Source organism: Agrobacterium sp. A3-95 (genome assembly GCF_053521785.1).
The window spans coordinates 214,251-239,345 of the sequence record NZ_JBNWDR010000008.1 but is presented as its reverse complement, the minus strand read 5'-3'; the positions used below and the strand labels follow the sequence as shown (position 1 = coordinate 239,345).

Annotated in this window: 21 protein-coding genes; 5 read left to right on the top strand and 16 right to left on the bottom strand. The window is 58.7% G+C overall.

From position 1 onward, the window contains the following. Positions 1-6: 6 nt before the first annotated feature. Both ACQZ5Y_RS20585 and ACQZ5Y_RS20580 read right to left on the bottom strand, forming a co-directional pair. Complete coding sequence (locus ACQZ5Y_RS20585) at positions 7-672, bottom strand: amino acid ABC transporter permease (protein WP_019566704.1); 666 nt, start codon at positions 670-672, stop codon at positions 7-9. Between the two features lie 71 nt (positions 673-743). Next, complete coding sequence (locus ACQZ5Y_RS20580; protein ID WP_013761084.1) at positions 744-1,550, bottom strand: ABC transporter substrate-binding protein; 807 nt, start codon at positions 1,548-1,550, stop codon at positions 744-746. Positions 1,551-1,876: 326 nt separating this feature from the next. Here ACQZ5Y_RS20580 and ACQZ5Y_RS20575 point away from each other — a divergent pair, with 326 nt between their 5' ends. Further along, on the top strand, positions 1,877-2,914 hold the full coding sequence (locus ACQZ5Y_RS20575; RefSeq protein WP_174051146.1) for an Ldh family oxidoreductase: 1,038 nt from the start codon (positions 1,877-1,879) through the stop codon (positions 2,912-2,914). A 112-nt stretch (positions 2,915-3,026) separates the two neighbouring features. Here the strand turns inward: ACQZ5Y_RS20575 and ACQZ5Y_RS20570 are convergent, their stop codons facing one another. From ACQZ5Y_RS20570 to ftsZ, 3 genes are all read right to left on the bottom strand, one after another. Then, positions 3,027-3,992, bottom strand: a complete 966-nt coding sequence (locus tag ACQZ5Y_RS20570) for a dihydrodipicolinate synthase family protein (protein WP_013761087.1) — start codon at positions 3,990-3,992, stop codon at positions 3,027-3,029. A 108-nt stretch (positions 3,993-4,100) separates the two neighbouring features. Beyond that, positions 4,101-4,799 carry a GntR family transcriptional regulator gene (locus tag ACQZ5Y_RS20565; RefSeq protein ID WP_112192122.1) on the bottom strand — a complete coding sequence of 233 codons (699 nt, stop codon included), beginning with the start codon at positions 4,797-4,799 and terminating at the stop codon, positions 4,101-4,103. A 202-nt stretch (positions 4,800-5,001) separates the two neighbouring features. Further along, positions 5,002-5,964 (bottom strand): cell division protein FtsZ, encoded by a 963-nt coding sequence (gene ftsZ, locus ACQZ5Y_RS20560; RefSeq protein WP_019566702.1) that lies wholly within the window; start codon positions 5,962-5,964, stop codon positions 5,002-5,004. Positions 5,965-6,342: 378 nt separating this feature from the next. Between ftsZ and ACQZ5Y_RS20555 the strand changes: the two genes are divergently transcribed. Continuing rightward, the gene (locus ACQZ5Y_RS20555) at positions 6,343-6,786 is read left to right on the top strand and encodes a response regulator (RefSeq protein ID WP_004431292.1); all 444 of its coding nucleotides are present in this window, start codon (positions 6,343-6,345) and stop codon (positions 6,784-6,786) included. 442 nt (positions 6,787-7,228) lie between these two features. On the opposite strand, the gene ACQZ5Y_RS20550 is transcribed toward ACQZ5Y_RS20555, so the two are convergent. From ACQZ5Y_RS20550 to melA (ACQZ5Y_RS20515), 8 genes are all read right to left on the bottom strand, one after another. Then, positions 7,229-7,375, bottom strand: coding sequence for a DUF1127 domain-containing protein (locus ACQZ5Y_RS20550; RefSeq protein WP_004431290.1), 147 nt, complete (start codon positions 7,373-7,375; stop codon positions 7,229-7,231). Positions 7,376-7,589: 214 nt separating this feature from the next. Beyond that, positions 7,590-8,192 (bottom strand): hypothetical protein, encoded by a 603-nt coding sequence (locus ACQZ5Y_RS20545; protein WP_161986935.1) that lies wholly within the window; start codon positions 8,190-8,192, stop codon positions 7,590-7,592. A gap of 211 nt (positions 8,193-8,403) precedes the next feature. Then, the gene (gene melA / locus ACQZ5Y_RS20540; protein WP_013761091.1) at positions 8,404-9,777 is read right to left on the bottom strand and encodes an alpha-glucosidase/alpha-galactosidase; all 1,374 of its coding nucleotides are present in this window, start codon (positions 9,775-9,777) and stop codon (positions 8,404-8,406) included. Positions 9,778-9,798: 21 nt separating this feature from the next. Continuing rightward, positions 9,799-11,463, bottom strand: a complete 1,665-nt coding sequence (locus tag ACQZ5Y_RS20535) for an ABC transporter ATP-binding protein (protein WP_173994427.1) — start codon at positions 11,461-11,463, stop codon at positions 9,799-9,801. Between the two features lie 12 nt (positions 11,464-11,475). Further along, positions 11,476-12,612, bottom strand: coding sequence for an ABC transporter permease (locus ACQZ5Y_RS20530; protein ID WP_174051144.1), 1,137 nt, complete (start codon positions 12,610-12,612; stop codon positions 11,476-11,478). Position 12,613: 1 nt separating this feature from the next. Next, a complete protein-coding gene (locus ACQZ5Y_RS20525) occupies positions 12,614-13,621 on the bottom strand; it encodes an ABC transporter permease (RefSeq protein ID WP_004431273.1) in 1,008 nt (335 codons plus the stop codon). An 87-nt stretch (positions 13,622-13,708) separates the two neighbouring features. Next, entirely contained in the window at positions 13,709-15,796 is a 2,088-nt protein-coding gene (locus ACQZ5Y_RS20520; RefSeq protein ID WP_013761094.1) for an ABC transporter substrate-binding protein, read from the bottom strand. Between the two features lie 108 nt (positions 15,797-15,904). Next, positions 15,905-17,371 carry an alpha-glucosidase/alpha-galactosidase gene (gene melA, locus ACQZ5Y_RS20515; RefSeq protein ID WP_013761095.1) on the bottom strand — a complete coding sequence of 489 codons (1,467 nt, stop codon included), beginning with the start codon at positions 17,369-17,371 and terminating at the stop codon, positions 15,905-15,907. A gap of 197 nt (positions 17,372-17,568) precedes the next feature. On the opposite strand from melA (ACQZ5Y_RS20515), the gene ACQZ5Y_RS20510 reads away from it, so the two are divergent. Both ACQZ5Y_RS20510 and ACQZ5Y_RS20505 read left to right on the top strand, forming a co-directional pair. Beyond that, on the top strand, positions 17,569-18,462 hold the full coding sequence (locus ACQZ5Y_RS20510) for an AraC family transcriptional regulator (protein ID WP_004431265.1): 894 nt from the start codon (positions 17,569-17,571) through the stop codon (positions 18,460-18,462). A gap of 73 nt (positions 18,463-18,535) precedes the next feature. Next, positions 18,536-19,003: a hypothetical protein gene (locus tag ACQZ5Y_RS20505; protein WP_035200397.1), complete on the top strand. Its 468-nt coding sequence runs from the start codon at positions 18,536-18,538 to the stop codon at positions 19,001-19,003. 12 nt (positions 19,004-19,015) lie between these two features. On the opposite strand, the gene ACQZ5Y_RS20500 is transcribed toward ACQZ5Y_RS20505, so the two are convergent. The 3 genes from ACQZ5Y_RS20500 to ACQZ5Y_RS20490 are packed head-to-tail and all read right to left on the bottom strand — an operon-like array spanning position 19,016 to position 23,572. Continuing rightward, a complete protein-coding gene (locus ACQZ5Y_RS20500) occupies positions 19,016-19,927 on the bottom strand; it encodes an EamA family transporter (protein ID WP_112682852.1) in 912 nt (303 codons plus the stop codon). Beyond that, the gene (locus ACQZ5Y_RS20495; RefSeq protein ID WP_112682853.1) at positions 19,924-22,326 is read right to left on the bottom strand and encodes a PIG-L family deacetylase; all 2,403 of its coding nucleotides are present in this window, start codon (positions 22,324-22,326) and stop codon (positions 19,924-19,926) included. The genes ACQZ5Y_RS20500 and ACQZ5Y_RS20495 overlap by 4 nt, the downstream gene beginning before the upstream one ends. A gap of 19 nt (positions 22,327-22,345) precedes the next feature. Further along, entirely contained in the window at positions 22,346-23,572 is a 1,227-nt protein-coding gene (locus ACQZ5Y_RS20490; RefSeq protein WP_112192115.1) for an ROK family transcriptional regulator, read from the bottom strand. Positions 23,573-23,817: 245 nt separating this feature from the next. On the opposite strand from ACQZ5Y_RS20490, the gene ACQZ5Y_RS20485 reads away from it, so the two are divergent. Further along, complete coding sequence (locus tag ACQZ5Y_RS20485) at positions 23,818-25,083, top strand: extracellular solute-binding protein (protein ID WP_019566690.1); 1,266 nt, start codon at positions 23,818-23,820, stop codon at positions 25,081-25,083. Positions 25,084-25,095 lie beyond the last annotated feature (12 nt).

Below are 25,095 nucleotides of genomic sequence, written 5' to 3'. Positions count from 1 at the left end.
CCTCTCTCAGTAACGAAACAGACGAGCGGCCAGCAATCTGGCGGCAAGCGTGACGATCTTGGCGATCACGTAATAGATGACCGCAGCAAGCGCGAAGAATTCGAAGGTGCGGAACGAACGGGCGTTCAAGGCCTGCGTGACACCGGCAAGATCCGTATTCATGCCGACGGTGACACCGAGCGAGGTCATCAGGATTGCCCAGACCATCTGGTTGGTGGCAGGCAGGAAGGCGACGCGCAGCATCTGCGGCATGATGATGAGGCGGAAGGTCTGCATCGACGTCATGCCGAGCGAACGGCCGGAGCGCGTTTGCGTATCCGGTATCGCCTTCAGCGCTCCACGGAAGTTCTCCGCAAGATAGCCCGCATTGTTGAAGGCGATGCCGGCCAGAAGTGCCGTATAGGGGCTGAGATGAATGCCGAAATTGCCAAGGCCGAAATGCGCCATGTAAATCTGGAACAACGCCGGCGTGTTGCGGGCGATTTCCACCCAGACGGCGGCAATGGCACCCAATATCCGGTTACCGGAAAGCCGGAACAGGGTCAGCACGATGGCGCAGGAAAGACCGATCACCATTGACAGGATCGCGATCTGCAGCGTCACCACCGCACCGTCCAGCAACTGCGGCAAAGCCTTCAGCGCCTGATTCCAGTGGAATGTATAATTGAACATAACCGTCTCACCTTTTCAGAAACGATCAACGGCGCGATCGATCCGACCGCGCCGTTTGGGAAAAGTTCCGATCAGCGATAGACGCCGTTGACGGTGAGCGAAGGAACTTCGCCGCCAACCCATTTTCCGTAGAGTTCGGCGTAACGGCCGGTGCGAACCTGCTGGTTGATGAACAGGTTCAGGTAATTGATGAAGCCATATTCATCGCGGTTGGTGAAGAGAGCGACATAATCGATGTCATAGGGTGCCTTGCCGACCACCGAGATGCCGGCAAATTTGCCGGTCTTGACGTTGGCCTGTGCAACGGTCGAGGTCGAAACGGTGGCGTCGATCTGGCCCTGGCTGAGCGCGAGGAACACATCGGCCTGCGTCTGGTAAGGACGGAACTCGCCTACGCCCCATTCCTTGACGGTCTTTTCGAGCGCAATGGCTTCAAACGTACCGGCAGTCGCGCCGACGGTCTTGCCCTTCATGTCCTCAAAGGACTTGACGCCAGATTTGTCGTTGGCGGTGACAGCCATTTCGAAGGCGAAGTAAGGCACGGTCATGCCAACCGTCTTGGCGCGCTCAAGCGTATCGGACGTGGAGGCAACGCCAACATCGACGCGGCCGGACATCAGCGCCGGAATACGTTCCGGGAACGGTGTCTCGACGATTTCAGCCGTGACGCCGAGCGCCTTGGCGAGATCGTTGCAATAATCGACATCGAAGCCGATCGGGTTGTTGGCGTCATCACGTGCGCCCATGGGCGGGAAGTCGAGCACGACCGCGCAGCGCAACGTACCGGACGAAATGATGTCGTCAAGCTTGTCGGCCTTGGCCGGAGTAATAGCGAAAGTGGCGGCCAGCAGGCCGGCGACGATGACCGATTTTTTCATTGTTGATTTGCTCCCAGAATTGCTCTGCCATTGAAGGCGAGGTCACTATTTCCCCATGGAGGCGATAAATCAACATAAAAATACAATGAGTATACAAAAAGAATTTTTGCAGCAGCGAACAGTGCTACGGCAGCGAGCTTGCAATTCGGGACCGAAGAGCACGTGAAAATGACGCCCTGGTTGGGCAGTTCCGCCCTACTCTCATCCCGGCGCTTGTGGCAGGAATGGGCACCGGACGCAGAATGCCGAAAAGACGAGTTGCAATAGAATGACCGTTGTATACTTTATGTATTCAATATGTGCGAGCCCAATATCGGAGGATTATGATGAGCGACAACACCACATTGACCATCGACGGGCTTTTTCAGCGGGTCGAAGCGATTTTCCGCAAGGCGGGTCTCAATGCCATGCAGGCGGGGGCGCTTGCGCGGGTTATTGTTGCCGGTGAGCGTGACGCCTGCAAATCGCACGGCATCTACCGCATCGAAGGCGCCCTGCGCACCGTCAAGGCAGGCAAGGTTAAGCCCGATGCGATGCCGGAGGTGGCCGAAGACGACGGCACAGCGATCGTGAAAGTCAGCGCCAATGGCGGCTTTGCCAACCCCGCTTTCGAGCTTGGCCTGCCTGTTCTGGTGGAGCGGGCGAAACGCACCGGCATCGCCGCGCTCGTCATCAATGATTGCACGCATTTCTCGGCGCTCTGGCCGGAAGTCGAGGGGCTGACAGCGAACGGTCTAGCGGGTCTGGTCATGTGCCCGAGCTATTCCACCGTCGCCCCCACTGGCGGAACCAAGCCGCTGCTCGGCACCAACCCCTTCGCCTTCGGTTGGCCCCGTAAGAACACTTCACCCTATGTCTTTGATTTTGCTACATCTGTTGCGGCGCGCGGCGAGATAGAACTGCACCGTCGCGCGGGCAAATCTTTGCCTGAAGGCTGGGCCGTGGATGCCGACGGAAACCCGACGACCGACCCGGAGGCTGCGCTTGCCGGTGCCATGCTTCCGTTCGGCGGCCACAAGGGTTCGGCCATCGGCACCATGATCGAGCTTCTCGCGGGTATCATGATCGGTGACCTGACCAGCCCTGAAGTACTGGAGTATCTCGGCACCACAACGCTTGCGCCGTTCCATGGCGAGCTGATCGTCGCCTTTTCCCCGGAAGCCTTCGCCAGGGGCCGTCCGGGCGATCCTTTCCAGCGGGCGGAAATCCTGTTCGACGCCATTATCGGCCAGGGTGCCCGCCTGCCCTCCGGCCGCCGCTTCACTGCACGCGCCAAATCGGAAAGCGAAGGCATCACCTTGACCGCCGCCGAAATCGCCGGTCTCGACCGGCTGCTGGAACAGGGGATGGACGCCGTCTCCTGACATCAGTCCTTCGTCATGCCGAACCCAATCAGGCATGACGAAGGATATCTATCGAACCTCATAAAACGAAAAAAGGCCCGCAAATGCGGGCCTTTTTCACTGCAGAAAGTAATCAGGCAGCCTTGCAGGCCTGCACCGCACCCGGAAGCTTGCTCCAGTCGGCGTACCAGCTATTGAACAGCTTGAACTGCGCCTCGACATAACCGCGCTGGCTGTCGCTGAGGGCATCGGTCTCGTTGAAGTGCAGCGTATATTCCTTGTCGCCCTTCAGCACCATCATGTGCTTGAAGTAGAGAACCAGATCCGGGCCTTCATCGAAGGAGGAGAGGACGGCGAGCGCCTGCTCCAGTTCCAGCGCGCGGGCGCGGGCATCCGCATCGCCCTTGGCGGCGGCCTGCGACAGCTTGCAGAGATGGATGACTTCCTTCGGCAGGACATTGCCGATGCCCGTGATCGCGCCGGTTGCGCCGCAATTGACGAAGCCGTGGACAACGGCAGTATCGACGCCGATCATCAGGGTGACTTCATCATCGCGGCTGGTGATGTTTTCAGCAGCGTAACGCATATCCGCCGGACCACCGAATTCCTTGAAGCCCACGAGGTTCTTGTGTTCCGCACGCAGCGCGAAGAAGAGATCGGCGCGGGTGGCGAAACCGTAATAGGGGCTGTTGTAGATGACAGCGGGCGTTTCGGGAGCGGCCGCAAGGATGGCCTTGAAATGCGCCTTCTGGGCAGCGATGACCGAGCCGCGCGAAAGAACACGCGGAATGACCATCAGGCCCTTTGCGCCAACCTTCTGGGCATGGGCGGCGTGCGCAACGGCAGATGCCGTGTTGACCGCGCCGGTGCCGACGATGACCGGAATGCCGGCTTTCACCAGACGTTCCACGCCTTCCATGCGCTGCTCATCGGAAAGAAGCGGCCAGTCGCCCATGGAACCGCAATACACGACGGCAGACATGCCATCGGCGATCAGCTCTTTGCCCTTGCGGACAAGCGCGTCGAAATCGGGGGTGCGATCATCTTTGCAGGGGGTCATCAAGGCGGGAATCACGCCGGAAAAAATGCTGGCCGTCATTACTAGCTCCTAAGGGACAGTTTTTCGGGAATGGACGCACCTCCGCGCCACCCTTTCAACAAGGACATTACAATCTTGTATTTTATTTGTCGACAAGAAATCGACAAGCTACAGATTTATTTCCAGCCGCTCATTGCGCACCAGTAGTTTCTGCACCTGCTGCACGATCTGTTCGGCATGCTCGCGGGCCAGTTTCTCGGACAGAACGATGTCGCGCGCGGCGATCGCCGCGATGATCGCATCGTGATCGTCGACGAAACGTTTCGGCAGGCGATCATCATAGGACTGGTAATACAGCCGCAAGATGCGCCGTCCCTCATCCAGCAGACGCTTGAACAGACTGGTGAAATAGGGGTTGCGCCCGGCTTCGGCGATGGAAAGGTGCAGGGCCGCATTGGTGGAAATCATCGCCAGCGCGTCTTGCTCTTCCACCGCAATGGCAAATTCCGCATTATGGGCGCGGATGCCGGCCAGATCTTCCGGACGGTGATATTGGGCAGCAAGCTGGGTCGTCACCCGGTACATCAGCACCAGCGCATCGAAATAGGTATGCATATTGAGGAAATCGATGTTCGACACCATGGTCGAACGGTTCGGCAGCGTATCGATCAGCCCCTCGCCCGAGAGCCGCACCAGCGCTTCGCGAATGGGCGTGCGCGACATCTTGAACCGCTCGGCAAGCTGCACCTCATCGATTGGACTACCCGGCGGCAGAACCAGATCGAGAATCTCGTCGCGCAGCAGATCGTAGACCATCTTCACGCCGGAGCCACGCTTACGCTCGGCAGAAGCAATTATATCCGTCATAACCAAATCCCTCTTGTCGACATAAAGAGTACTATTATATTTTTTCCATATCAACGCCGCGTTGCAGCACCTGCCCCTCGAATGGCGGAATAATTGTTCAAAAACAACAAAAAGCCGTCACGAAAATTACCCGCGACGGCTTCAATAATTCAATTTGTGACATCGCTGCTTTTTTACAAAGCACCGCTTCGAGGTAGGGACCTCAGTTACGCAGGCCGGTGGCCACGACGGAAATCTTGAAAGCGCCGTCCAGCGTCGGATCGAAGGACGCGCCCATCACCACATCTGTCTCTTCGCTGACTGCCTCGCGCACAAGCGTCATCGCCTCGTCGATCTCGTAAAGCGTCAGGTCGTTGCCGCCGGAAATCGACACCAGCGCGCCGCGGGCCTCCTTCAGCGACGGTTCGCCGAGCAGCGGGTTGGCGATGGCGGCTGCTGCCGCCTCCGAAGCGCGTTTTGGACCCTTGGCCTGCGCCGTGCCCATAAGCGCGCGTCCGCCATTCTTCATAACGTAACGCACATCGGCGAAGTCGAGATTGACCAGGCCTTCGCGCAGGATGAGATCGGTAATGCAGCGCACGCCGAGGGACAGGACCTTGTCCGCCGTCTTCAGGGCACTTTCAAAGGTAGTGCCGGCATCCGCAATACGCAGCAGGTTCTGGTTGGGAATGACGATGACGGTATCGGCGGTATTAAGCAGATTGGCGAAACCATATTCGGCAGCACGCATGCGGCGCGCGCCCTCGAAGCTGAACGGCAGGGTGACGACACCGACGGTCAAGATATTCTTCGCACGGCACGCTTCCGCGATGACGGGCGCAGCACCGGTGCCGGTACCGCCGCCCATACCGGCGGTGATGAAGCACATGTCGTAACCGTTGAGGTGATCCATGATCTCGTCAAGCGAATCGATTGCCGCCTGCCGGCCAACCTCCGGATCAGCCCCGGCACCCAGCCCGCCTGTGAGTTCGGAGCTGAGTTGCACGAGCCTTGGCGCGTTGGTTTTCTTCAGCGCCTGCGCATCCGTATTGGCGGCGATGAAATCAACGCCGCCGATGCCCTCGTCGATCATGTTGTTGATCGCGTTTCCGCCGCCGCCACCGACGCCGATAACAGCGATATTGGGCGTATTGCGGGCGATTGGAGCGCGCGGAGACTGGGTCATCGTCTTATTCTCTTTCTAAACTCATAGGGTCTCGCGCCGTTTTTTAACCGCGGCACGCGAATGATCGGCAACGTTCCTGCGTTTCCTTCCTGGCGCGTGAAGGACGCTGTAACGCTTTGAATTTGCATGCAAGCCTTTGCCCCGCTTGCGGCTAAAGGCTTGTGCTCCAGGGGCGAAAGATGCGCTACGGCGACTGTCTCCGACCCCTTCCCCGGATGAAAACCAAACCGAATCAACTGCTTCGCTATCTAGAGGTGATAGCCGAAAAGCCGGTCCGTTTACACTGTATTCACCATGTTTATCTCACTTTGGAACGAGTTGCTTCGGCAGGTGTTTGCCTTCCGACCGCGCTAAAGCGCATGGAATGGAGGCAGTCATATGTCCGCATACATCCTGCAAAACGAACCGGGTTTCCGCACGGAACAACCGCGTGTGCTGATCGTGGAGGACGAATTTCTCATCGCCATGGATATCGAAGATTCCATTATGCAGGCGGAAGAGGAAGCTGACGTCATCGGCATCGCCAACCGGCTGGATCAGGCCGTGGCACTCGGCAGCCGCGCAGATATTGCCTTTGTCGACGTCAATCTCGCCGACGGCCAGACCGGCCCGGAGATCGGGAGGCGGCTTTCGCAGGATCACGGCGTCGTGGTGATCTTCATGACGGCAAATCCGGAAGTGGTGGTCAATCTCGGTATCGGCGCAGGCGTTATCGTAAAACCTGTGCCGCAGGACGCCGTGGAACAGTGCCTTTCCTACGCACTTGCCAAGCGCGCGGGCACGCGTGCCGTTACGCCCATCGGCATGATGGCTTTCGACTGAACCATTCTTGTGGAGATGAAAAGCGGATTGCCTGAAAACGGCGCCCGGCGCTGAAAACAAAAAAGCCTGCCGCGGGAGGAGGTGCGGCAGGCTTCTTGAAAGATTGAACAGCGATATGGGAGGAGGAAACCGCTGTCCCCGGGGCAATCCTTGGGAGGAGGAGTAGGATCACCCGCATTACCGAAAGGATGTGGGAGGAGGTACATCCGTTTCGATGATTTGAAGATATCATTTTTTTCTGCATTTCACAGACACAAGCTTGCACCTCAGACATGCATCAAACGCATGGCGATTTTTCCAACCCGAAACATCGATGCAACAGCTTGATTTGCGCCTTTGCACGGCATGCCCCGTGGGAGACACAAGCGTCGACGGTTCGCCAAAAACAAAAACGCCCGCGAAGCGGGCGTTTAGTCATTCAAAAGCGGCAACAGCTGCCTGATTACTTGCCGACGGCGGCGCGGGCGACGCTGTTGATCTGGCTACGGTCGATACCGAGATCGTGCAGTTCGCGGCTGCTCATGCGGCCCAGTTCGTTGACGGTCTGACGATACTTGCGCCAGTTATTAAAGCTGCGTGCTACGTTCATGACATTACCCTTTCAAGGTGTTGGCGACGTCAGTAACGTTTCGTTCCGGCGTCCTTTGATGTCCCTTATATGCGCCTTGTCGGGACCAAAGAACAGACAGAATAAGGCAGGCCACCCATGCGCTGAATGCAAGGGTCATCCTCCGAGGGGCGCGGAAAAACAGAAGTATGGCGTAAATTCAGTCATATCGGAGGCCGCTACCGGCACCACGTCGTCAGAACTTGTAGCGAACGCCAAACACATTGGCATTCGTCGCGCCCTTCATATTGCCCAGCGTCTTGCCGCCGCCGGAACGGTGGTGAAGCCGCCAGAAGAACTCCGTCGAGGATTCTTCGCTGAAGGAAACGTTGATTTCCGGGCCGAGGTAAAACAGGACATTGGCGTTGCCGTTGTCCTTGATTTCTTCTTGCCTCTCCCGCCCCGGCTGCGCATCCGAGACGAGGCTCAGACCCGCCGTGAAACTCGGCGAAACGAACAACCGTTCCCCGAGCCTGATCTTGTCATAACGCGCGACAGGCCCTGCCCAGACTTCACCGGTGAACCCCTTGCCAAACCTGACGGCAACGCCGATTTCACCGCCCAGTTTCACATTGCCGATGCGATAGGGATAGAACTGATAACCGCCACCCAGAATGGCGTTCTTCTCATAGTCGACCGGAATGAGTGCTGCGCTTTTCAGCATGTCTTCCGTGGTGAGGGCGCCGCCAAAACCGAATATCGCTTCGCTTGTCTCCGAGCCCATATCCTCCGAAGAAAGAGACGGCGTCGCGACCAGGGCAATCATGGCTGCCAGTGACAGACTTGGTGCGATATTCATTTTGCTACTCCTGAACATGGCCGCTTTTATCCGCCCTCATAAGGGTATTCACGTAAGGCGAATATACCCTTATCGAACACAATTAATTTAACACATTCGGAAATGGGCGGGAAAAGTCGTCCACCGTTGCCGTCGTGGGGCATGGTGAAACAGAAAAAGGCCGTGGATGAATCCCACGGCCTTTTGCATTCAGCGGTTCGGCGAAGCGAGCTTACACCGCGCGAGCGCGCTTCACCTCCACCTGCGTCCATTCCGGCAACCAGTCCCGGTGCGCGACAAGCAGATCATCCACCAGCGACCAGATCTGGTCGAGATCGAGTTCCGCTGCCGTATGCGGGTCCATCATCGCCGCGTGGAAGATATGCTCGCGGTTTTCGCTCATCAGCGCCCGTACCGTCAGCTCCTGCACATTGATGTTTGTGCGCATCAGCGCGGTCAGCTGCGGCGGCAATTCCCCGATGAAGGTTGGTTGCACACCGTTATGATCGACAAGGCAGGGCACTTCCGCCGCGCAATCTGATGGCAGCGAGGTGATGCAGCCATTGTTGCGCTGGTTGCCGTAGATGACAGACGGTTCGCCGGTCCAGACCGAGTTGATGATGGAGGAGGCATATTCCTTGGATTGCTTGACCTCGATCTTCTCGGCTGAGCGATAGGCCGCCGCCTGCCCCTTCCAGCGCTCGATCTGCTCGATGCAGCGCTTGGGATATTCATCGAGCGGAATACCGAATTTCTCGATCAGATCCTCGCGCCCCTCCTTGATGAAATAGGGTGTGTATTCGGCAAAATGCTCGGAGCTTTCGGTGACGAAGTAGCCGAGACGCGTCAGCATCTCGTACCGCACCTTGTTGGGGCAGCGCGGGTTCCAGCCGGGCTTCGGCGCACGGCCTTCGCGATAGCCGCGCACGAGATCGGGATAGAGGTTCTTGTAGCTGCCATCAGGCTGGCGGTGCTCGAATTCCAGGAAAAACGCCATGTGGTTGATGCCGGCCGAACGATAGCGGATTTCCTCATAGGGAATATCGAGGTCATGAGCGAGTTCCATGGCCGTGCCCTGCACCGAATGGCAAAGGCCGACCTGCCGGATTGTCGGGTATTTCTCCGCAATCGCCCAGGTGTTGATCGCCATCGGGTTGACATATTGCAGCATGATCGCATTGGGGCAGACGGCGAGCATATCCTCGCAAATCTTCCACAGATGCGGCACGGTGCGCAGGCCCCGCATGATGCCGCCGACACCAAGCGTATCTGCAATGGTCTGACGCAGGCCATATTTGCGCGGCACCTCGAAATCGGTGACTGTGCAGGGCTCGTATCCGCCGATCTGGAAGGCGACGACGACGAAATCGGCACCGGCGAGCGCCTTTTTCTGGTCTGTAAAAGTCTCGGCTTTCGCCTTTGCCCCCAGCGTCGAAATCAGCTTGTTGACGACGATGGCGCTTTCTTCCAGCCTTTCGCGGTTGATGTCCATCAGCGCGATCGTTGCGCCGGAAAGGGCCGGACGTTGCAGCACGTCGCCGATGATGTTCTTCATGAACACCGTGGAACCTGCGCCGATAAATGTGATCTTGGGATCTCGTGCCATATTTGCCTCCGGCATCTTGAACTATGCGATTTCAAAGGCGGCCCGGACGAGCCGCTGGGTGTATTCGGTTTTCGGGCGGTTCAGCACCTCCTCGACGGGGCCTTCCTCCACGATCCTGCCGCGCTGCATGACGATGACGCGGTGGCAGAGAGCCCGAACGACCTTCAGGTCGTGCGAGATGAACAGGTAGCTCAAGCCCCGCTCGTCCTGCAGCTTGCGCAGCAGGTCTATGATCTGCGCCTGAACGGAAAGGTCGAGCGCCGAGGTCGGCTCATCGAGCAGGATGAATTCCGGCTCCAGCGCGACTGCACGCGCGATGGCGATGCGCTGGCGCTGGCCGCCTGAGAACTCGTGCGGGAAACGCGAGAGGATGTTGCCGGGCATGCCTGCCGCTTCCAGCGCGTCGCGCACCCGCTCCAGCCTTTCGGCCTTGGTTTTACCAAGCCCGTTGATAACCAGCCCTTCCTCGATGATCTGGCCGATGGTCATGCGTGGATTGAGCGAGGCGAAAGGGTCCTGAAAGACGATCTGCATGCGTGAGCGTAGAGGCCGCATTTGAGACCGGGAGCGGCCGTCGACCCTCTCGCCATCGAAAATCACCTCTCCGGCCACCGGCTCGTTCAGCCGCAACAGGGATTGGCCAAAGGTCGTCTTGCCGGACCCGGATTCGCCGACAATTCCCAGCGTTTCATGGCGCTTGAGGGTAAGACCAAGATCGTCGACGGCAACAAGTTCCTTCAATTCCGGCTTGAACAGGCCACCGTAGCGCATCATGAACGACACCCGCACGCCATTCGCCGTCAGCAGCACACCGGAATTTTCCGGTAGTGGTTTGGCGGTGCCGTGCGGCTCGGAAGCAAGCAGCTTTCGGGTATAGGGGTGCTTCGGCGCTGCAAACAGCCGCTCAGTGGTGTTGTGCTCACGCATCTCGCCATGCTGCATGACGTAGACGTAATCGGAAAACTGCTTCACGATCGTCAGGTCATGGGTGATGAGCACCACGGCCATGCCGCGCTTCTTCTGCAGATCGCGTATGAGGTTGAGGATCTGCGCCTGAACTGTCACATCCAGTGCAGTGGTGGGTTCGTCGGCGATCAGCACATCCGGATCGTTGGAGAGCGCCATGGCGATCATGACACGCTGTCGTTGACCGCCGGAAAGCTGGTGCGGATATTGCTTCAGCCGCGCCTCGGGTTCTGGAATCTGCACCTGCCGCAAAAGATCGAGCGCCCTCGCTTCGGCCTGCTTCCTGCTCAGCTTCGAGTGGACGCGGATCGCCTCGACGATCTGACTGCCGATCGTATAGATCGGGTTCAGCGAACTCATCGGCTCCTGAAAGATCATCGAGATACGGTTGCCGCGCAACGCCCGCCGCTGGCGGCTTGAAAATTTCAGGATGTCGTCGCCGTTGAAGCGCACGGTCGCGGTTTTCGAAACCGAGGCACGCTTCGTCAAAAGCCCCATGATGGTGCGGGCGGTCACCGATTTTCCCGAACCGGATTCGCCAACGATGGCGATCGTCTCCCCCCGGTAAAGCTGGAAGGAAATGTCCTTCACTGCCTCCACCGTGCCGTGCTCAACCTTGAAAGTCACGGCAATATTGCGTGCATCGATGATGGCCTGGTCGTTTCGATTATCAGCATCGAAGCGGATGGCAGGGGCGTAGGTGTTCTGTGCAGCAACCATGTTACGCTCCTCTCAATAGGGATCGACAGCATCGCGAAGGCCATCGCCCAGCGCGTTGAAGGCAAAAACGGTGACCAGCACAAAGCCGACCGGCGCAAGGATCCATGGATAGGAACCAATGACGGAATAGGTGGCCGTATCCTGAAGCATCAGCCCCCATGAGATCAGCGGCGGCTTGACCGCGAAACCGAGAAAGCCAAGGAAGGATTCGAGCAGCACGACGCTTGGAATATGCAGCGTGACGGCAACGATCACATGGCTCATCACATTCGGCAGGATGTGCTGGAAGATAATGCGCCGGTCGGTGGCGCCGACGGCAATCGCGGCGCGGACATAATCGATACGCGCCAGCGCCAGCGTCTTGCCGCGCACTTCGCGAGACATCTGCGCCCAGCCGAGCGCCGACATGACGCCGACCACGAAGAGGAGGAAAACAGTCGTCGGGGCAGTGACCGGGATAAGCGACGTCAAGGCGAGATAGAGCGGCAATTGTGGAAAGGCCAGAACCACTTCCACGAAACGCTGCACCCATGCATCCAGCGGCCCGCCGAAATATCCTGAGATCAACCCGACGCTGGTGCCGATGACGGTAACGATGGTGACGACACTGAGCGCGATGGCAAGCGAGATGCGCGATCCATAAATGGCGCGTGACAGCACATCGCGACCGAACTTGTCGGTTCCGAGAAAATGCACCGGCTGCCCGTCCGTGGAGCCGAAGAAGTGCCGGTTTGCCGGGATGAGGCCGAGCAGCCGATATTCCGCACCTTTCACGAAAAAGCCGAGATAAAGCGGATTGTCGTAATCCGGGCCGACGATAGGCTGGAAGGTCACCGGATCGAGCTCGTCCGTTTCAGCGGTGGCATAGACCCGAGGGAACAGGCTGATATTGCCGTCCTTGTCGGAGAACCGCACCACCTGCGGCGGGGAGAAACTGTCATTGGTTTCAAGCGGGTTCATCGGCGCGAAGAAATCGGCGAAGACTGAGATCGTGATCAACAGCACCACCAGCACCAGCCCCACCATGCCGGTGAAAGAGCGTCTGAGGCGCCGCCACACCAGAGCGAGATAGGTCTCGTTACCCTGAACACCCCGCTCGGGCTTCGCTGCGGCAGCCGATTCATTCTTGAGTTCGTCAACGGCCACCATCTCAAGCCCTCCCGAATTCGCGCACACGCGGGTCGAGCATGGCGAGCAGCATGTCGGCGATGATGTTGCCGATGATGAGCGTGGCGGCCAGCACCATCATGAAGGTTGCGGTGACATAGACATCGCCGACCGCCATGGACCCGACGATGGCGGGACCGACGGTCGGCAGCGCAAAGATGATCGCAGTTTCGATTTCGCCGCTCAGCATATAGGGCAGCACGACGCCCTGATACATAATGAGCGGATGCACGGCGTTCGGCACGGCGTGGCGCATGATGACCGCGCCTTCCGAAAGGCCCTTGGCGCGCGCCGTCTCCACATATTGGGCGTTCAGCGTATCCAGCAGATTGCCGCGCATCACCCGCATATTATAGGCAAGTCCACCGAAAACGGCGATGGCAACCACCGGCCAGACATGGCTGACGAGATCGACGAACTTCCCCCATGACCATGGCGCACCGCCATATTGCGGCGAAAAGAAGCTGCCGATTTCCGACACGTCGAAATGAAACACCATCAGGTAGACGAGGATCAGCGCCATCAGGAAGCGCGGAATGGTCATGCCGAGGAAGGCGACGGTCGAAAGCAGATTATCGATCCAGGAATATTGTCTGGTGGCAGCCCAGATACCGAAACCGATGCCGAGAAGCGATGAAAGAATGTGGCAGACAAGGGCGAGTGCGATGGTGCGCGGCAGGCGTTCGCCGACCACATCGGCAACCGGCTTGTTGTAATAGAAGCTGTAGCCGAAATCGCCGCGTGTGATGATGCCGCCGATCCAGTTGAAATATTGCACGACGATCGGCTTATCGAGACCGTGTTCGATGCGGTAGGCCTGCGCCTGCGCTTCCGCCTGTTCGAAGGACGCACCGCCCTGGTTCATCAATTGCGAGCGGATGTAGTCAGCATAGTCGCCGGGTGGCGCCTGAATGATGGCGAATGTCACCACGCTCAGGATAAGCAGCACCGGAATGGCGGAGCCTATGCGTATTGTCAGGAATCTCAGCATCGAACGGGTATCCTCCGCTTGGCTAGTCCGTGTGTCTCCGGCCGCGCTTCACGCGCGACCGGTACCGGGTTTTCTCCGGGAGGAGTTCTAGTTGATCGGGCCGCCCTCACCCGGCTTGCCGGGAAGCTGCTCGGGGAAAAGCTCGTATTTGCCCTGCTTGTCGGCCGCGACCCAAAGGCGTTCGCGGATGATGGCGTCTTCAGCCCAGTTGAACATGAAGATCGGCGTGCCCTGCGGCACATTCGAGAACCGCTTGTTGACGATAAGCGCGCCGGGATATTCGGTAAGCCCGATCGTGTAGAGGTTCTGCGTGTAGACCTTCTGATATTGCTTCATCAGTTCCGCCCGCTCGGCATTGTCCTGCGAGGAGATGAATTTGCGCACGATATCGGCCATCTCCTTTTCGAACGGCATCAGATCCAGTTCCTTGCCTTCAGGTGCGCGATGGTTCCAGCTGGTGCGCGGGCCAACGGGTGCCAACTGCTCGGTATTCTGCACCACGGACGAAAGCTCGGTGGAGTTGCGGCGCACCAGCCAGTCGAACTGACCGCCATAATGGGCCGCATCGCGCTGGTTGGAATCAAGGCTGTTGATGACGAGGCGAAGGCCAAGTTTCGCCATTTGCCCGACAAGGCCTTCCGCGATGCTCTTGTCCGTTGTGTAGCCGTTATTGACCAGAAGAATGATCTCGACGTTTCGTCCGCCCAGTGTCTCCTTCGGGAAGTTCAAGAAGCCGTCGCCATCGGTGTCCTTCAGGCCGATTGATGCAAGGGCGGCTTTCGCTTCCTTAAGGTTGAAGGGGTAATAGACCGTGGAATTGCGATCGTAAAAACCGGTGCCCGAGGAAATGCCACCCGGATAGATCGCCGTGAATGGGCCCTTGACGAGCGAGTCGCCGATTGCCTTGCGGTCGAGGGCCGAGGTCACCGCCTGACGGAACACCTCGTTGCGGTTCAGCTCGCGAATGGCCTGCCCGCGCTCGTCCGGATTGCCCCAGCCATTGGCGGAAAAGTTCATCTGCAGATTATAGCCGATCAGGCGTGGCCCGAAGGCAAGGCGGGCCGGCGCATTCGGGTCAGCTGCGCGTTTCAGCGAAGCGACGAAATTCTCCGGCTGCTCGAGATTGGAGAAATCGCCCGATCCCGCCACAGCCTGCACATCGCGATCGGCCCAGGTGGAGAGCTTGTAATGAAGCTCGTTGAGATAAGGCAGCTGCTGGCCCTTCTCGTCGACCTTCCAGTAGTATGGATTGCGCCTGAGCACGATGATGTCGTCGGGGCGATATTCCACCGGCACCCAACCACCCATGACAGGCATGTTCATATATTCCGGCGGAAAGGCGTTCTTGAACTGGTTATAGGTGTTCTTGGAATATTTCGGGTGCTGTGGTTTCAGAATATGCGCCGGTCCGGGGCAGAAGCTCGGATAAGCCATGGTATAGAGATATTGCTTCGGGAAAGCGGTCTTGAAAGTCCACTCCACCGTATAGTCATCGATCTTTTTGAGCGTGGTGCCTTCGCCGAAGGCTTCAGGCGACGCGCCGCCGCCGAGTGGCGACACGTTGGGATCGAGAACCGCGTCTTCCCAGTAGAACATGACGTCATCGGCGTTGAACGGCACACCGTCAGACCATTTGGCACCCTTGACCAGATGCATCGTCAGCTTGTGGCCATCCTGCGACCATTCCCAGCCTTTGGCGAGATTGGGCAGCGGTTCGGTGTCCTTGGCATTCACCTGAAACAGCGGCGCTGTGCGCGTCAGGCATTCGGAAAGCGCAATATCGATGCCGCCCCAGCCCTGGCTCTGGCCGGCAATGTAGTTCCAGCCCTCGGGCCGTCCGCCGATTACATGGCGCATCGTATCGCCATAAACGCCGATGCCATCCACCATGTTGCCGGTCTTGTAGACCAGCGGCTCCTCAGGCAAGCGTTCCTTCAAGGGCGGCAGCTTGCCTGTCTTCTCGAATTTTTCGGTGATCCAGTCCGGCTCGCTGTAATCAGGCAGGGCCTTGAATTCGAGGATCGAGTCGCGCGCCACATAATTGATCTTGCCTTCGGCCGGAAACTGCGGCGGCTCCGGCGGCGTGGTGGTTTCGAAGGCGTTCGCACTGAGTGCGATCATCGAAACACCAAGACCCAATGCCGAGATGATACCGATCTTGCGTTGAAGTTGCATCGTCATTCCTCCCAAATGGCAGCTCTTCGACCGCCCACCCTCTGTTGTCGCGATAGCCACGGCGGCGAACTCCCTTTTCACCACCGGCCTGTTCCCATGCCTTTTCCTTCAAACGGCCTTTTTCAGCGCCGATTTCTCGGCCCGTAGTTCCTCGATTGAGCGCACGTTGCGGCGCGCCGCACCCGCCCAGTCGCGGGTCTTGACGGTGGATTTCGCAAGCCGCTCCTTGGCATCAGGCACGGCATCCGCATATTGCGGCAGCCAGCGCGCCTGTGCGACGACCATCTCGTCCACCATCTGCCAGACCTCCTCCGGAGTGGCGACGGCGCCGACTAGCGGGTCGTGCAGCACGGCAAGCTTCAGAAGATCGATATCGCCGCTGACCGCCGCATGTACCGACATGCGCTGCACGTTGATAGACGCCATGCAGGTCGCCGCGCAGGCTTCCGGCAGCGTGATACCCGAGACCATGTTGATGCCGAAACGATCCACGAAACCGGGCGACTCAATGATCGCATCAGAAGGAAGGTTGGTTATGACGCCATTGTTCTTGACGTTGAAGTGGCCGCGATAGACACGCCCGGTTTCAAGCGCTTCGAGAATGTGGCTCGCATGTTCGTTGGAGCGCTTCTCCGGTTCGATGGGCTTGGCGGCTGACGCCAGGAACTGCGGGAATTCCGTTTCGAACCAGTTCCGCGTCTCGGTGGAGTGACGCAGATAACCGCCGGTTTCGCCGTGAATCCAGTCCGACATATCGATCCAGCGGGCGATTTCATCCGGGCGCTTGCGGTACCACGGCAGATATTCGGACAGATGGCCGTTGCTCTCCGTCGAATAGACACCGAAGCGCTTAAGCACGTCGATGCGCAGCTTTTCCTGCTGTGAGAAAACCGGATGCGCCTCGAAAGCGGCGACCAGCTCTTCTTTGCCGATCTTGCGGCCATTCAGCCTTAGATCGATGAACCATGTCTGGTGGTTGATGCCCGAGCAGATGTAATCAAGTTCGGACGGGGATTTTGCGCCGAGAATTTCAGCGATCTGCTCCGCACCGTGCTGCACACCGTGGCAAAGACCAACCGTATCCACCTTGCCGTATTCGATGGCTGCCCATGTATTCATGGCCATGGGGTTGGCGTAATTCAGGAACTTGGCACCGGGTGCGGCGACCTCGCGGATATCCTTGCAGAAATCCAGAATGACCGGAATGTTACGCTGGCCATAGAGAATGCCGCCGGCGCAGATGGTGTCACCGACGCACTGGTCGATCCCGTATTTCAGCGGAATACGGATGTCGTCCGCATAGGCTTCCAGACCGCCGACCCGCACACAGCTTATGATGTATTTCGCACCCTCAAGCGCGCGACGGCGGTCGGTATGCGCTGTCACTTTCACCGGAAAACCGTTGGCCTCCACGACCTTGTCGAGGATCGCCCTGATCATATCCAGATTGTGCTGGCTGATATCCGTCAGCGCGACCTCGATGTCGCGAAACTCCGGCACGCACAGGAGATCGGTGAACAGTTTTTTCGTGAATCCGACGCTTCCGGCGCCGATTATAGCGATTTTGAAACTCATAACGCCACCTCTGTTGCAAATCGAACGGGTGAAACGGGCCAAACGATCATAATAAGACGATGCGAGAATATACCTGTAAGAACCCCGGAAAACCGGCACTCCTGAAAAATTCTCCGCAACAATATCGTACTGGCTGTCTCCTCGGTTCGGGATTATGCGTATAATGACGAGCGGAACCAGAGAAGGATTATGCTTTCATGGGTAATTTTGTGCTGCAAGATTTGATCGATCAGGGGCCCGGGATGCGGACCGTCTCGCTGCCCCGCGGCCGCCAGACCCTGCACACAATGCCCACCAGCAGCGGCTATGAAATCCGCAGCAGTGGCAATTATGACTGGGACGGACGAAAGCGCGGACAGACACCATTCACTGTGCTGCAATATTGCATTGGCGGACAGGGAAACCTTCGTTACGAAAACCGTCATTACGTGGTGAAGCCGGGCGAAACTCTCCTCCTGCTCATCCCGCACAATCATCGCTACTGGCTGGAAGCGGGAAAGCAATGGGAGTTCTTCTGGATCTCCATGAATGGCGAGGAGGCCTTGCGCATTCACCGCAATATTCTTGCCGTCACCGGGCCGATCCTCAAGCTGCAACAGGAAACCGTCGATCATCTCGCCCATTGTTGCTCGCGCCTCGTCAACGGCGCGGAAACACCAGGGGCGGCCTCCGCCGTCGCCTATGAAGCGGCGATGACGCTTTATGACGACGTGTTCGGCTCGCATCCCTCCTTTGGCGGTGAATATCGCACCATGCAGCAGGTGCTGAGCTATATAGACGGGCATCTCGGAGAGCGTCTTTCCGTCAGCGATCTTGCCGCCGTCGCCGGCCTCAGCCGTGCGCATTTTTCCCGCATCTTCACGGCAAGCGAAGGCCTGCCACCGGCCGAATTTGTATTGCAGCGACGGTTGAGGCGGGCAGCCAAGCTTCTCACCACAGCCGAAAACATCCCCATCAAGGAGGTATCCGTGCTATGCGGCTTCGAAGACCCGAACTATTTCTCGAAGGTCTTCCGCAGGCTATATGGCATCAATCCAAGCGAATTCCGCACCACCGGCATGTATGCGAGCGTTCAGCAGAGCAGATCGTAAAAAACAACTTCGTTTTGCCACGTTTCAGGCGATTAAGAATTGGCCATACAGCCCCTTTTGGAGACCGAATGAGGTGAACAACAAAATCAGGAAGATCCTCATCTTTCCGCTTCGGGCAATCATCGTGTTTGCCCTGATCCTCGACGGCATTTTTCGCCCGCTCTATCGGCCGATCATCAAGGCGATATCCAGACTGACATTCATCAGGAAACTGGAAAGCCGGATTGGCGGATTACCGCGTCTTGCCATTCTTCTTTTGCTGGCGGTGCCATTTGCCATCGCCGAACCGATGAAAATCATCGGCCTGCTCCTCATCGCGCACGGCACCGTCAAAACAGGAATTGCGCTGACGATCCTCGCTCACCTCGCCACATTCCTGATTGTCGAGCGCATTTACCACGCCGGTCGGGAGAAGCTCCTCACCTACGCCTGGTTCGCATGGATCATGCGATATGTGCGCTTTGCCCGTTCGTTTTACGATCGCTTCAAGCGCGCGACACTGGGCTGGATCCGGCTGAGCGTTCTGGCGCGTCAAAGATAAAAGCGGCACCTTTCACCGCCGGCCGCGCAACTTCTTCAAAAGATATTCCGCAAAGGCGGTTGCCTGCAAGGAGACGAGAATGATGGTGATGCCAAGAACAACACGGGCTTCGGGCACCTCGCCAAACAGGAAGTATCCCACAGCGGTCACGAACAAAATCGACAGATATCCGACGGGCGCCAGAACACTGGCGTCAGCGATGCGATAGGCACGCAGGAAGCAATATTGCCCCATTTGCGCAAGCAGTCCGATGGCGAGCAGCGCCACCCAGTCGAGCGGCATGACCGGTTTCCACGTCCAGATCGCCGGAACGGCGGTAATGACGGCAAGACCCACCGTGTAGAACACCATCATGACAGTGGTGTTTTCCTGCCGCAGCGCCCGGGTCTGGATCACCGCAAGCGCGCCGAACACGACGGAGACGAGGACGACGAGCACGCCTGCGTTAATCTCCGCGCCGCCCGGCCCGATGACAACAAGGACGCCAACAAATGCGAGGCAAGCGCCGACCCAGCGATATCGGCTTACCTTTTCACCGAGAAAGACAACCGCCATGGCCATCGTCACCAGCGGGCGTGAGAAGCCGACAGCATTGACGGTGGCGAGCGGCACGAGGGTGATGGCGACGAAGTTGCTGGTGAGTGCAATGGCGTTGCAGCAGATTCGGAAAAGGTTGCGCCAGGGATATTTGACGCGCGCCATTTCCCCCCGGTGTCGCCAGATAAGCGGCAGGATGAAGATCAGGCCGATCATCGCTCTTATGAAGACGAGCTGGAATGCCGGATAGGTCACACCCTGCGCCTTGACGAGGGCTGTCATTCCACCCGAAACGAGGGCCATATCCATGAGCAGCCAGCCGATGCCCGCGCGAGCATCGTTTTCGCGCGGGTTTTCCTGTTTTTCAATCTGGTCCTGGCCATTCACGCGGGTTGCACAAGGTTGGCCATGAGGCGAAATGCCCCCGGCACCAGCTTGTCCATCTGGTGGTGCAGCACGAGGCTTGTATGCGTATGCCGGCCCCTTCCAATGGCCGCCGAGACCAGCGCCCCTTTCAGAGGCTGTTCATCGACATCGTGCATGGCGAGCAGGGGTTCATAAGCATCATCCCAGCGCGCAGCGAAATAGAGCCCGCGCTCCTTGTCCCAGCCCGTCCAGTCGGCAGCACCGATCGTGTTGGGCCCGACAAGCAATGGATGATCGGGCAATAGCACCGTCACCTCCGCATTTGGGTCCGTCACCCGCCAACGCAGGGAAGGCTTACCGATCTCAAGCCGCCTGACGGGCGTCGTCTCAGGGCTCCATCCGTCGGTTGGACGGTGATAGAGCGTGACAAGATGGCCGCCTTCTTCGACGAAGCGGTGAAGCCTTTCGGTTGCCGCAGCCAGATCCTTGCGAATGCCGAAGGCGAAGATGCCGACAACGATTGTCGTGAAGGACGAGAGATCACCGCCAAGCGCCTGCGCATCGAGTTCGGTGACATCAAGACCCATGCGCGAAAGCCATGACCCGACCCGGTCGGCACCGCCGCCGATATAACCGACGCGCGCCCCCTCGGGCAGCTTGAGATCGAGCGAGAGGATTTTCAGAGCGGAGGGTGCCAGAAACCGCGCCCGGCCGATATGCGGATATGCGATGGGCGTGATCTGGAAGGCAGGTTGCGAACCGACAAGCGCTTCGATCTGTGCAAGGCCGACCGCTGCCTCACCGGTACGTTCGGCAATCCAGTCATTGCCGGTCTTGCGCAGGTTCCAGCCACCCGTACTCCTGAACGACAGCCGCGCATCGGCACCCTTTATGTGTGCCTGAAAAACATGGGAATCCTGCCCCTGTCCAAGTGGAACCAGAAGCGCATCGGGCGAAATCGTCAGCGACTGCGCCGGCGTCACGAAAAACGGCTCCTCCAGATCGAAAGCAGCCGAAACCTCCCTGCCTCCAATCCTTACGGACAGGCGCACCGAGGCATGACCATTGCCGCCTGAGGCGTTCCAGTCGGCCTGGTAAAGCCCGGAAACGGCCGCGTCCTGATCGGCGGCAAGTGAGAAGACCATTGTCTGGCCACGCGACTGAACCGAAGACGATACGCCAGCCGGAAGGACGGGGGTAACCTCGACGTCAAATTCAGCCGCCTTTCCCGCGAGTTCCACATAGAGAGATGACGTCCCGCCCGGAACGATCTCGGCCGGCTCGGCATAGGCTCGCTCGAAAAGATCGAGTGCCGTCAGGATAGCGGCATCGACCTGCGCCCGTTTGCGCGCGATCCGGTGCCCATGCAACTCCCTGAAGTCCGGCGCTGCGGCCTCGTCGACCTCTTGCAAAAGGGTTGCCGCCGTCAGAAGTGAGGCCGTGATCCGCTGCGTGTCGGGAAAGGCATCGATTGCGTCAGTGATTGCCTGTTCGGCCGCAACCAGCGCCTTTGCCAAATCGGCGGTAAGACCCGGAAAAGCCGAGAGATCAGCCAGCGACGACGGCAGGCTGTCGAGGATCGAGCTTTCCTCACCGACTGCGACGTTGGAGAGTTCCAGATGCAGTGGCCATGCTTCCTGCGCCCGCTTCGGCCAATGCCCCATTCCCTGTGAGGCATGATAATAACGCGACCATTCGCCGATGCGGTCATATTGCGCGCCGGTTGCCCGCTCCTTGCCCACCGCGTTGACTGTCAGCGTCGTTTCCGGCGGAGGCACCTCGTCATCATAGGTGTCACCACCACCAGACCATGCAGGAAGATAATATTTGGCCACCTTCCACGGTTTCAGCCCCTCGGAGAAATGCTCGGGATAGGCGGCAGGATCAGCCGCCAGCGCGATTGCGCTTTTCGCCGCGCGCGTCATGGCGCGGTGATGCCCGTGTTGTCCCGGCACATCGAGAAATGTCGGAATGACGATATCGGGCCGCTCCGTGCGATAGGCGCGCACCAGCCGCTCGACGATGCGCTGCTGCCCCCATCGACCGAAGGTCTGGTCGCCATCCTTTGAGAAGCCGAAGTCGTGGATGATATCCGCCGGGCCATGGCCGAGCCAGCTTATGTCCGCATCGATGATGCGGGCCGCCTCCTCCAGCTCCCGCGACCGGATAACGCCAAGCGCGCCCAGCCGCTCCGGCCCAAGCGCATTCTGCCCGCCTTCACCGCGCGTCGAGCAGGCGATGATGATCCGCATGCCCAGTTCCATCCGGAAATAGGCAAGAAGACCGTTCTGCTCGTCGTCCGGATGCGCACCGGTGTGCATGACGGTGACAGTGGATTTCAGTGCGCTCAGTTTACGGTGCAGACGCACGAGCCATGGATCGGCCATCTGCCGTTCGATGCGCTCCCGGGGGTTAAGCATGGGCGGTCTCCTCCAATATTCAGCCGGGCACCTGCGCTGCGGCGCCCAGGGACGTCTCAAGTTTTGGTGTGACAATGTCGAACAGCGGCAAGGCGGCAGCACCAAGCGCCGCCGTCAACTGTCCGGACTTGCCGTGGATGACGCGCGGCAACTCTCTTTGCCGCCGGCTTGCAACCGAAGTCGGCAGATGCCCCATCCGAGCAATGATCTCGCTGATGATGATTTCAGGCAGCGCACCACCGAGAATGACCGTCTGCGGATCGAGAATGTTCTCGAGCATCGCCACCATCGGCGCCAGATGGACGGCCGCCTCGTCGATCCATTCCATCACGACAGGATTGCCTGCGCTGAACAGGGCTTCAAGATCGTCAAGCTCCGTGTCCGCAACACCGGCGCAGACGAGCTTTTCCTTGAGCACATAGACGGAAGCATAGGCCTCCAGACAACCTCTTTGCCCGCAAGACGGGCAAGGCCTTCCCTTGGGCGAGACCGTCACATGGCCGATTTCGCCGGCGTTGCCGAAAGCACCGCGATAGGGCGAACCATCCTGGATGATGCCGAGACCAATGCCGACGCCGAAATAGATCATGCAGAAATTCGGGATAGCCAGCCCTGCGCCGAACAGGCGCTCGCCGACGGCAGCCGCCGTCGCATCGTTTTCCACCACGACCTGTTGGCCGCAGGCATCGCTCAGCATCTGGCGGGCATCGATACCCACCCAGCCGGAAAGCGTCGTCGGACCGACAGAGGTCATGCCGTCAATCTCGAAAGGCCCGGGCATGACAACGCCGGTGCCAAGCAGCCTGCACCCGACATTCTTCGCAACCGCTGCATGCTCCGCCGCAAAGGTTTTGAGTATGGCGTCCGGCGTGGTGTCCTTGAGCGGGGTAACGCGCTGCGTGCGCAACACGCCGGCCAGATCAAGACCGACGGTGACCATATGGTCTGCGGCAATCTCCACCCCGATCGTTGCGCCACCATCCGGGTTGACGGCAAATTGTATCGGCGGCTGGCCCCTGCCGGTGCGCCGGCGACCAAGCTCTTTCAGGAGTCCCTCGCCCACCAGTTCATCGACGATATTGGCGACCGCCTGGGGTGTGAGATGCGTGATCTTGGCTAACTGGGCGCGACCGAGCGAGCCGTGCCGCCTGACGATGTCGAGGACGACTCGCCTGTTGTGTTCGCGGCTGCGCTCAGGATTTTTTCCGATTGCTACGGGATAGGTATCCACCGTTTGCACCGTCATCTCTTCAACTTCCCGTCCGTTAGAAAATTCATAGCGTCGAAGTGAGGATAAGCGCAATATAATAATTCAAGTAAATTATGTTATTGACAAATGCTCGCCTTCAGAGAACCGTAGAGAGCGACCGGGGGTCAGAATTGCAAGGGGCGGAACGCGTAAAAATCCCGCTGCCGGCAAATCGATGAGCGCGCGCGAAAGCGCGGATAAAGGGAACGATCACTCCGCATCCGGAAGACCGGGCGGAGAAAATGGAGGCTTACATGCGCAGGGCAACTTTGTTCGCCGGCTTGGTCGCCGGTTTCAGCACATTTGCATTCAACGCCGCGCAGGCGGTTGAAATCGAATATTGGCAATATGTCTTCGACACACGCGTCAAAGCGATGGACGAGCTTATCGCCGAGTTTCAGAAGGCCAATCCGGATATCACCGTCAAACAGGTGACCTTCCCTTATGCCGACTACCAGACGCGAGTGATTGCCGCCAACATGTCCGGTAAAGGCCCTGACGTGATGCAGCTCTTCTACGGCTGGCTCGACAAGTTTGCAGCCGGCGGTATCTTGCAGCCGCTGCCGACAGACGCTTTCCCGCATGACAAGATCGAAAGCGAATTTTTCCCCATCGTCGGCGCCATGAAGCGAGGCGACGATTATTACGGCCTGCCGACGGCGGTTCGCTCGCTCGCACTTTTCTACAACAAGAAGCTCTTCACGGAAGCCGGTCTCGACGCCGCCAATCCGCCGAAGACGCTGGACGAATTTGTTGCCGCGGCGGAAAAGATCGCCAAGCACGATGCCGCTGGAAACCTGACCGTAGCAGGCTCCACGCTCGATATGGGCGGTCAGGACCACCAATGGTGGCGCGAAGTTCTTATCCGCCAATATGGCGGCGAGCCCTACACCGACAACGACCAGAAAGTCACCTATGACAGCGAGGCGGGCATCCAGGCGCTGAAATTCTATACGAGCCTGCAGCTTGAAAAGAAGATCGGTCAGGTGGGCTTCATGGACGAAGGCCAGGCTGCCTTCCGTGCGGGCAAGGCAGGCATGACCATCGACGGCACGTTCAGGCTTGGATCTTTCAGAACCATCAAGGACTTCGAGTGGGGCGTGACCGAGCTTCCCACCAACGACAAGAATATCCGCTCCAACTATGCCAGCTATTTCGCCAATGGCATCAGCGCCAAGACAACCGGTGAAGAACTGGAAGCGTCGAAGAAATTCCTCGCTTACATCTCCTCACCGGAAGCCATGGCGATCTGGCTGAAGACGGTTGGCGAGTTGCCGGCGCGGCGATCTGCGGCGTTGACCGAGGAGAACCTGAAAGACCCGATCTATGCACCGTTCCTGAAGGGTCTCGAATACGCCCATACGACAAGGTTCATGGATGAGGCGGCCCAGCGGCAGAACGCCATCGACATGACGAACCGGATTTTGCTCGAGGGTCAATCCGTCGAGGAGTCCATCAAGCAGGCCGCCAGCGCCGAGCAGGAAATCATCGACGCGGCCAAACCGTAAAACCGCAGGTCC

Excerpts from the sequence above, each read along its gene's own strand:
- ACQZ5Y_RS20535 (WP_173994427.1), bottom strand. The coding sequence starts at position 11,463 with ATGGTTGCTGCACAGAACACCTACGCCCCTGCCATCCGCTTCGATGCT.
- ACQZ5Y_RS20520 (WP_013761094.1), bottom strand. The coding sequence starts at position 15,796 with ATGCAACTTCAACGCAAGATCGGTATCATCTCGGCATTGGGTCTTGGT.
- ACQZ5Y_RS20585 (WP_019566704.1), bottom strand. The coding sequence starts at position 672 with ATGTTCAATTATACATTCCACTGGAATCAGGCGCTGAAGGCTTTGCCG.
- ACQZ5Y_RS20555 (WP_004431292.1), top strand. The coding sequence starts at position 6,343 with ATGTCCGCATACATCCTGCAAAACGAACCGGGTTTCCGCACGGAACAA.
- ACQZ5Y_RS20485 (WP_019566690.1), top strand. The coding sequence starts at position 23,818 with ATGGAGGCTTACATGCGCAGGGCAACTTTGTTCGCCGGCTTGGTCGCC.
- ACQZ5Y_RS20525 (WP_004431273.1), bottom strand. The coding sequence starts at position 13,621 with ATGCTGAGATTCCTGACAATACGCATAGGCTCCGCCATTCCGGTGCTG.
- ACQZ5Y_RS20530 (WP_174051144.1), bottom strand. The coding sequence starts at position 12,612 with ATGGTGGCCGTTGACGAACTCAAGAATGAATCGGCTGCCGCAGCGAAG.
- ACQZ5Y_RS20510 (WP_004431265.1), top strand. The coding sequence starts at position 17,569 with ATGGGTAATTTTGTGCTGCAAGATTTGATCGATCAGGGGCCCGGGATG.
- ACQZ5Y_RS20495 (WP_112682853.1), bottom strand. The coding sequence starts at position 22,326 with ATGCTTAACCCCCGGGAGCGCATCGAACGGCAGATGGCCGATCCATGG.
- melA (WP_013761095.1), bottom strand. The coding sequence starts at position 17,371 with ATGAGTTTCAAAATCGCTATAATCGGCGCCGGAAGCGTCGGATTCACG.
- ACQZ5Y_RS20565 (WP_112192122.1), bottom strand. The coding sequence starts at position 4,799 with ATGACGGATATAATTGCTTCTGCCGAGCGTAAGCGTGGCTCCGGCGTG.
- ACQZ5Y_RS20580 (WP_013761084.1), bottom strand. The coding sequence starts at position 1,550 with ATGAAAAAATCGGTCATCGTCGCCGGCCTGCTGGCCGCCACTTTCGCT.
- ACQZ5Y_RS20545 (WP_161986935.1), bottom strand. The coding sequence starts at position 8,192 with ATGAATATCGCACCAAGTCTGTCACTGGCAGCCATGATTGCCCTGGTC.
- ACQZ5Y_RS20570 (WP_013761087.1), bottom strand. The coding sequence starts at position 3,992 with ATGACGGCCAGCATTTTTTCCGGCGTGATTCCCGCCTTGATGACCCCC.
- ACQZ5Y_RS20575 (WP_174051146.1), top strand. The coding sequence starts at position 1,877 with ATGAGCGACAACACCACATTGACCATCGACGGGCTTTTTCAGCGGGTC.
- ACQZ5Y_RS20490 (WP_112192115.1), bottom strand. The coding sequence starts at position 23,572 with ATGACGGTGCAAACGGTGGATACCTATCCCGTAGCAATCGGAAAAAAT.
- melA (WP_013761091.1), bottom strand. The coding sequence starts at position 9,777 with ATGGCACGAGATCCCAAGATCACATTTATCGGCGCAGGTTCCACGGTG.
- ftsZ (WP_019566702.1), bottom strand. The coding sequence starts at position 5,964 with ATGACCCAGTCTCCGCGCGCTCCAATCGCCCGCAATACGCCCAATATC.
- ACQZ5Y_RS20550 (WP_004431290.1), bottom strand. The coding sequence starts at position 7,375 with ATGAACGTAGCACGCAGCTTTAATAACTGGCGCAAGTATCGTCAGACC.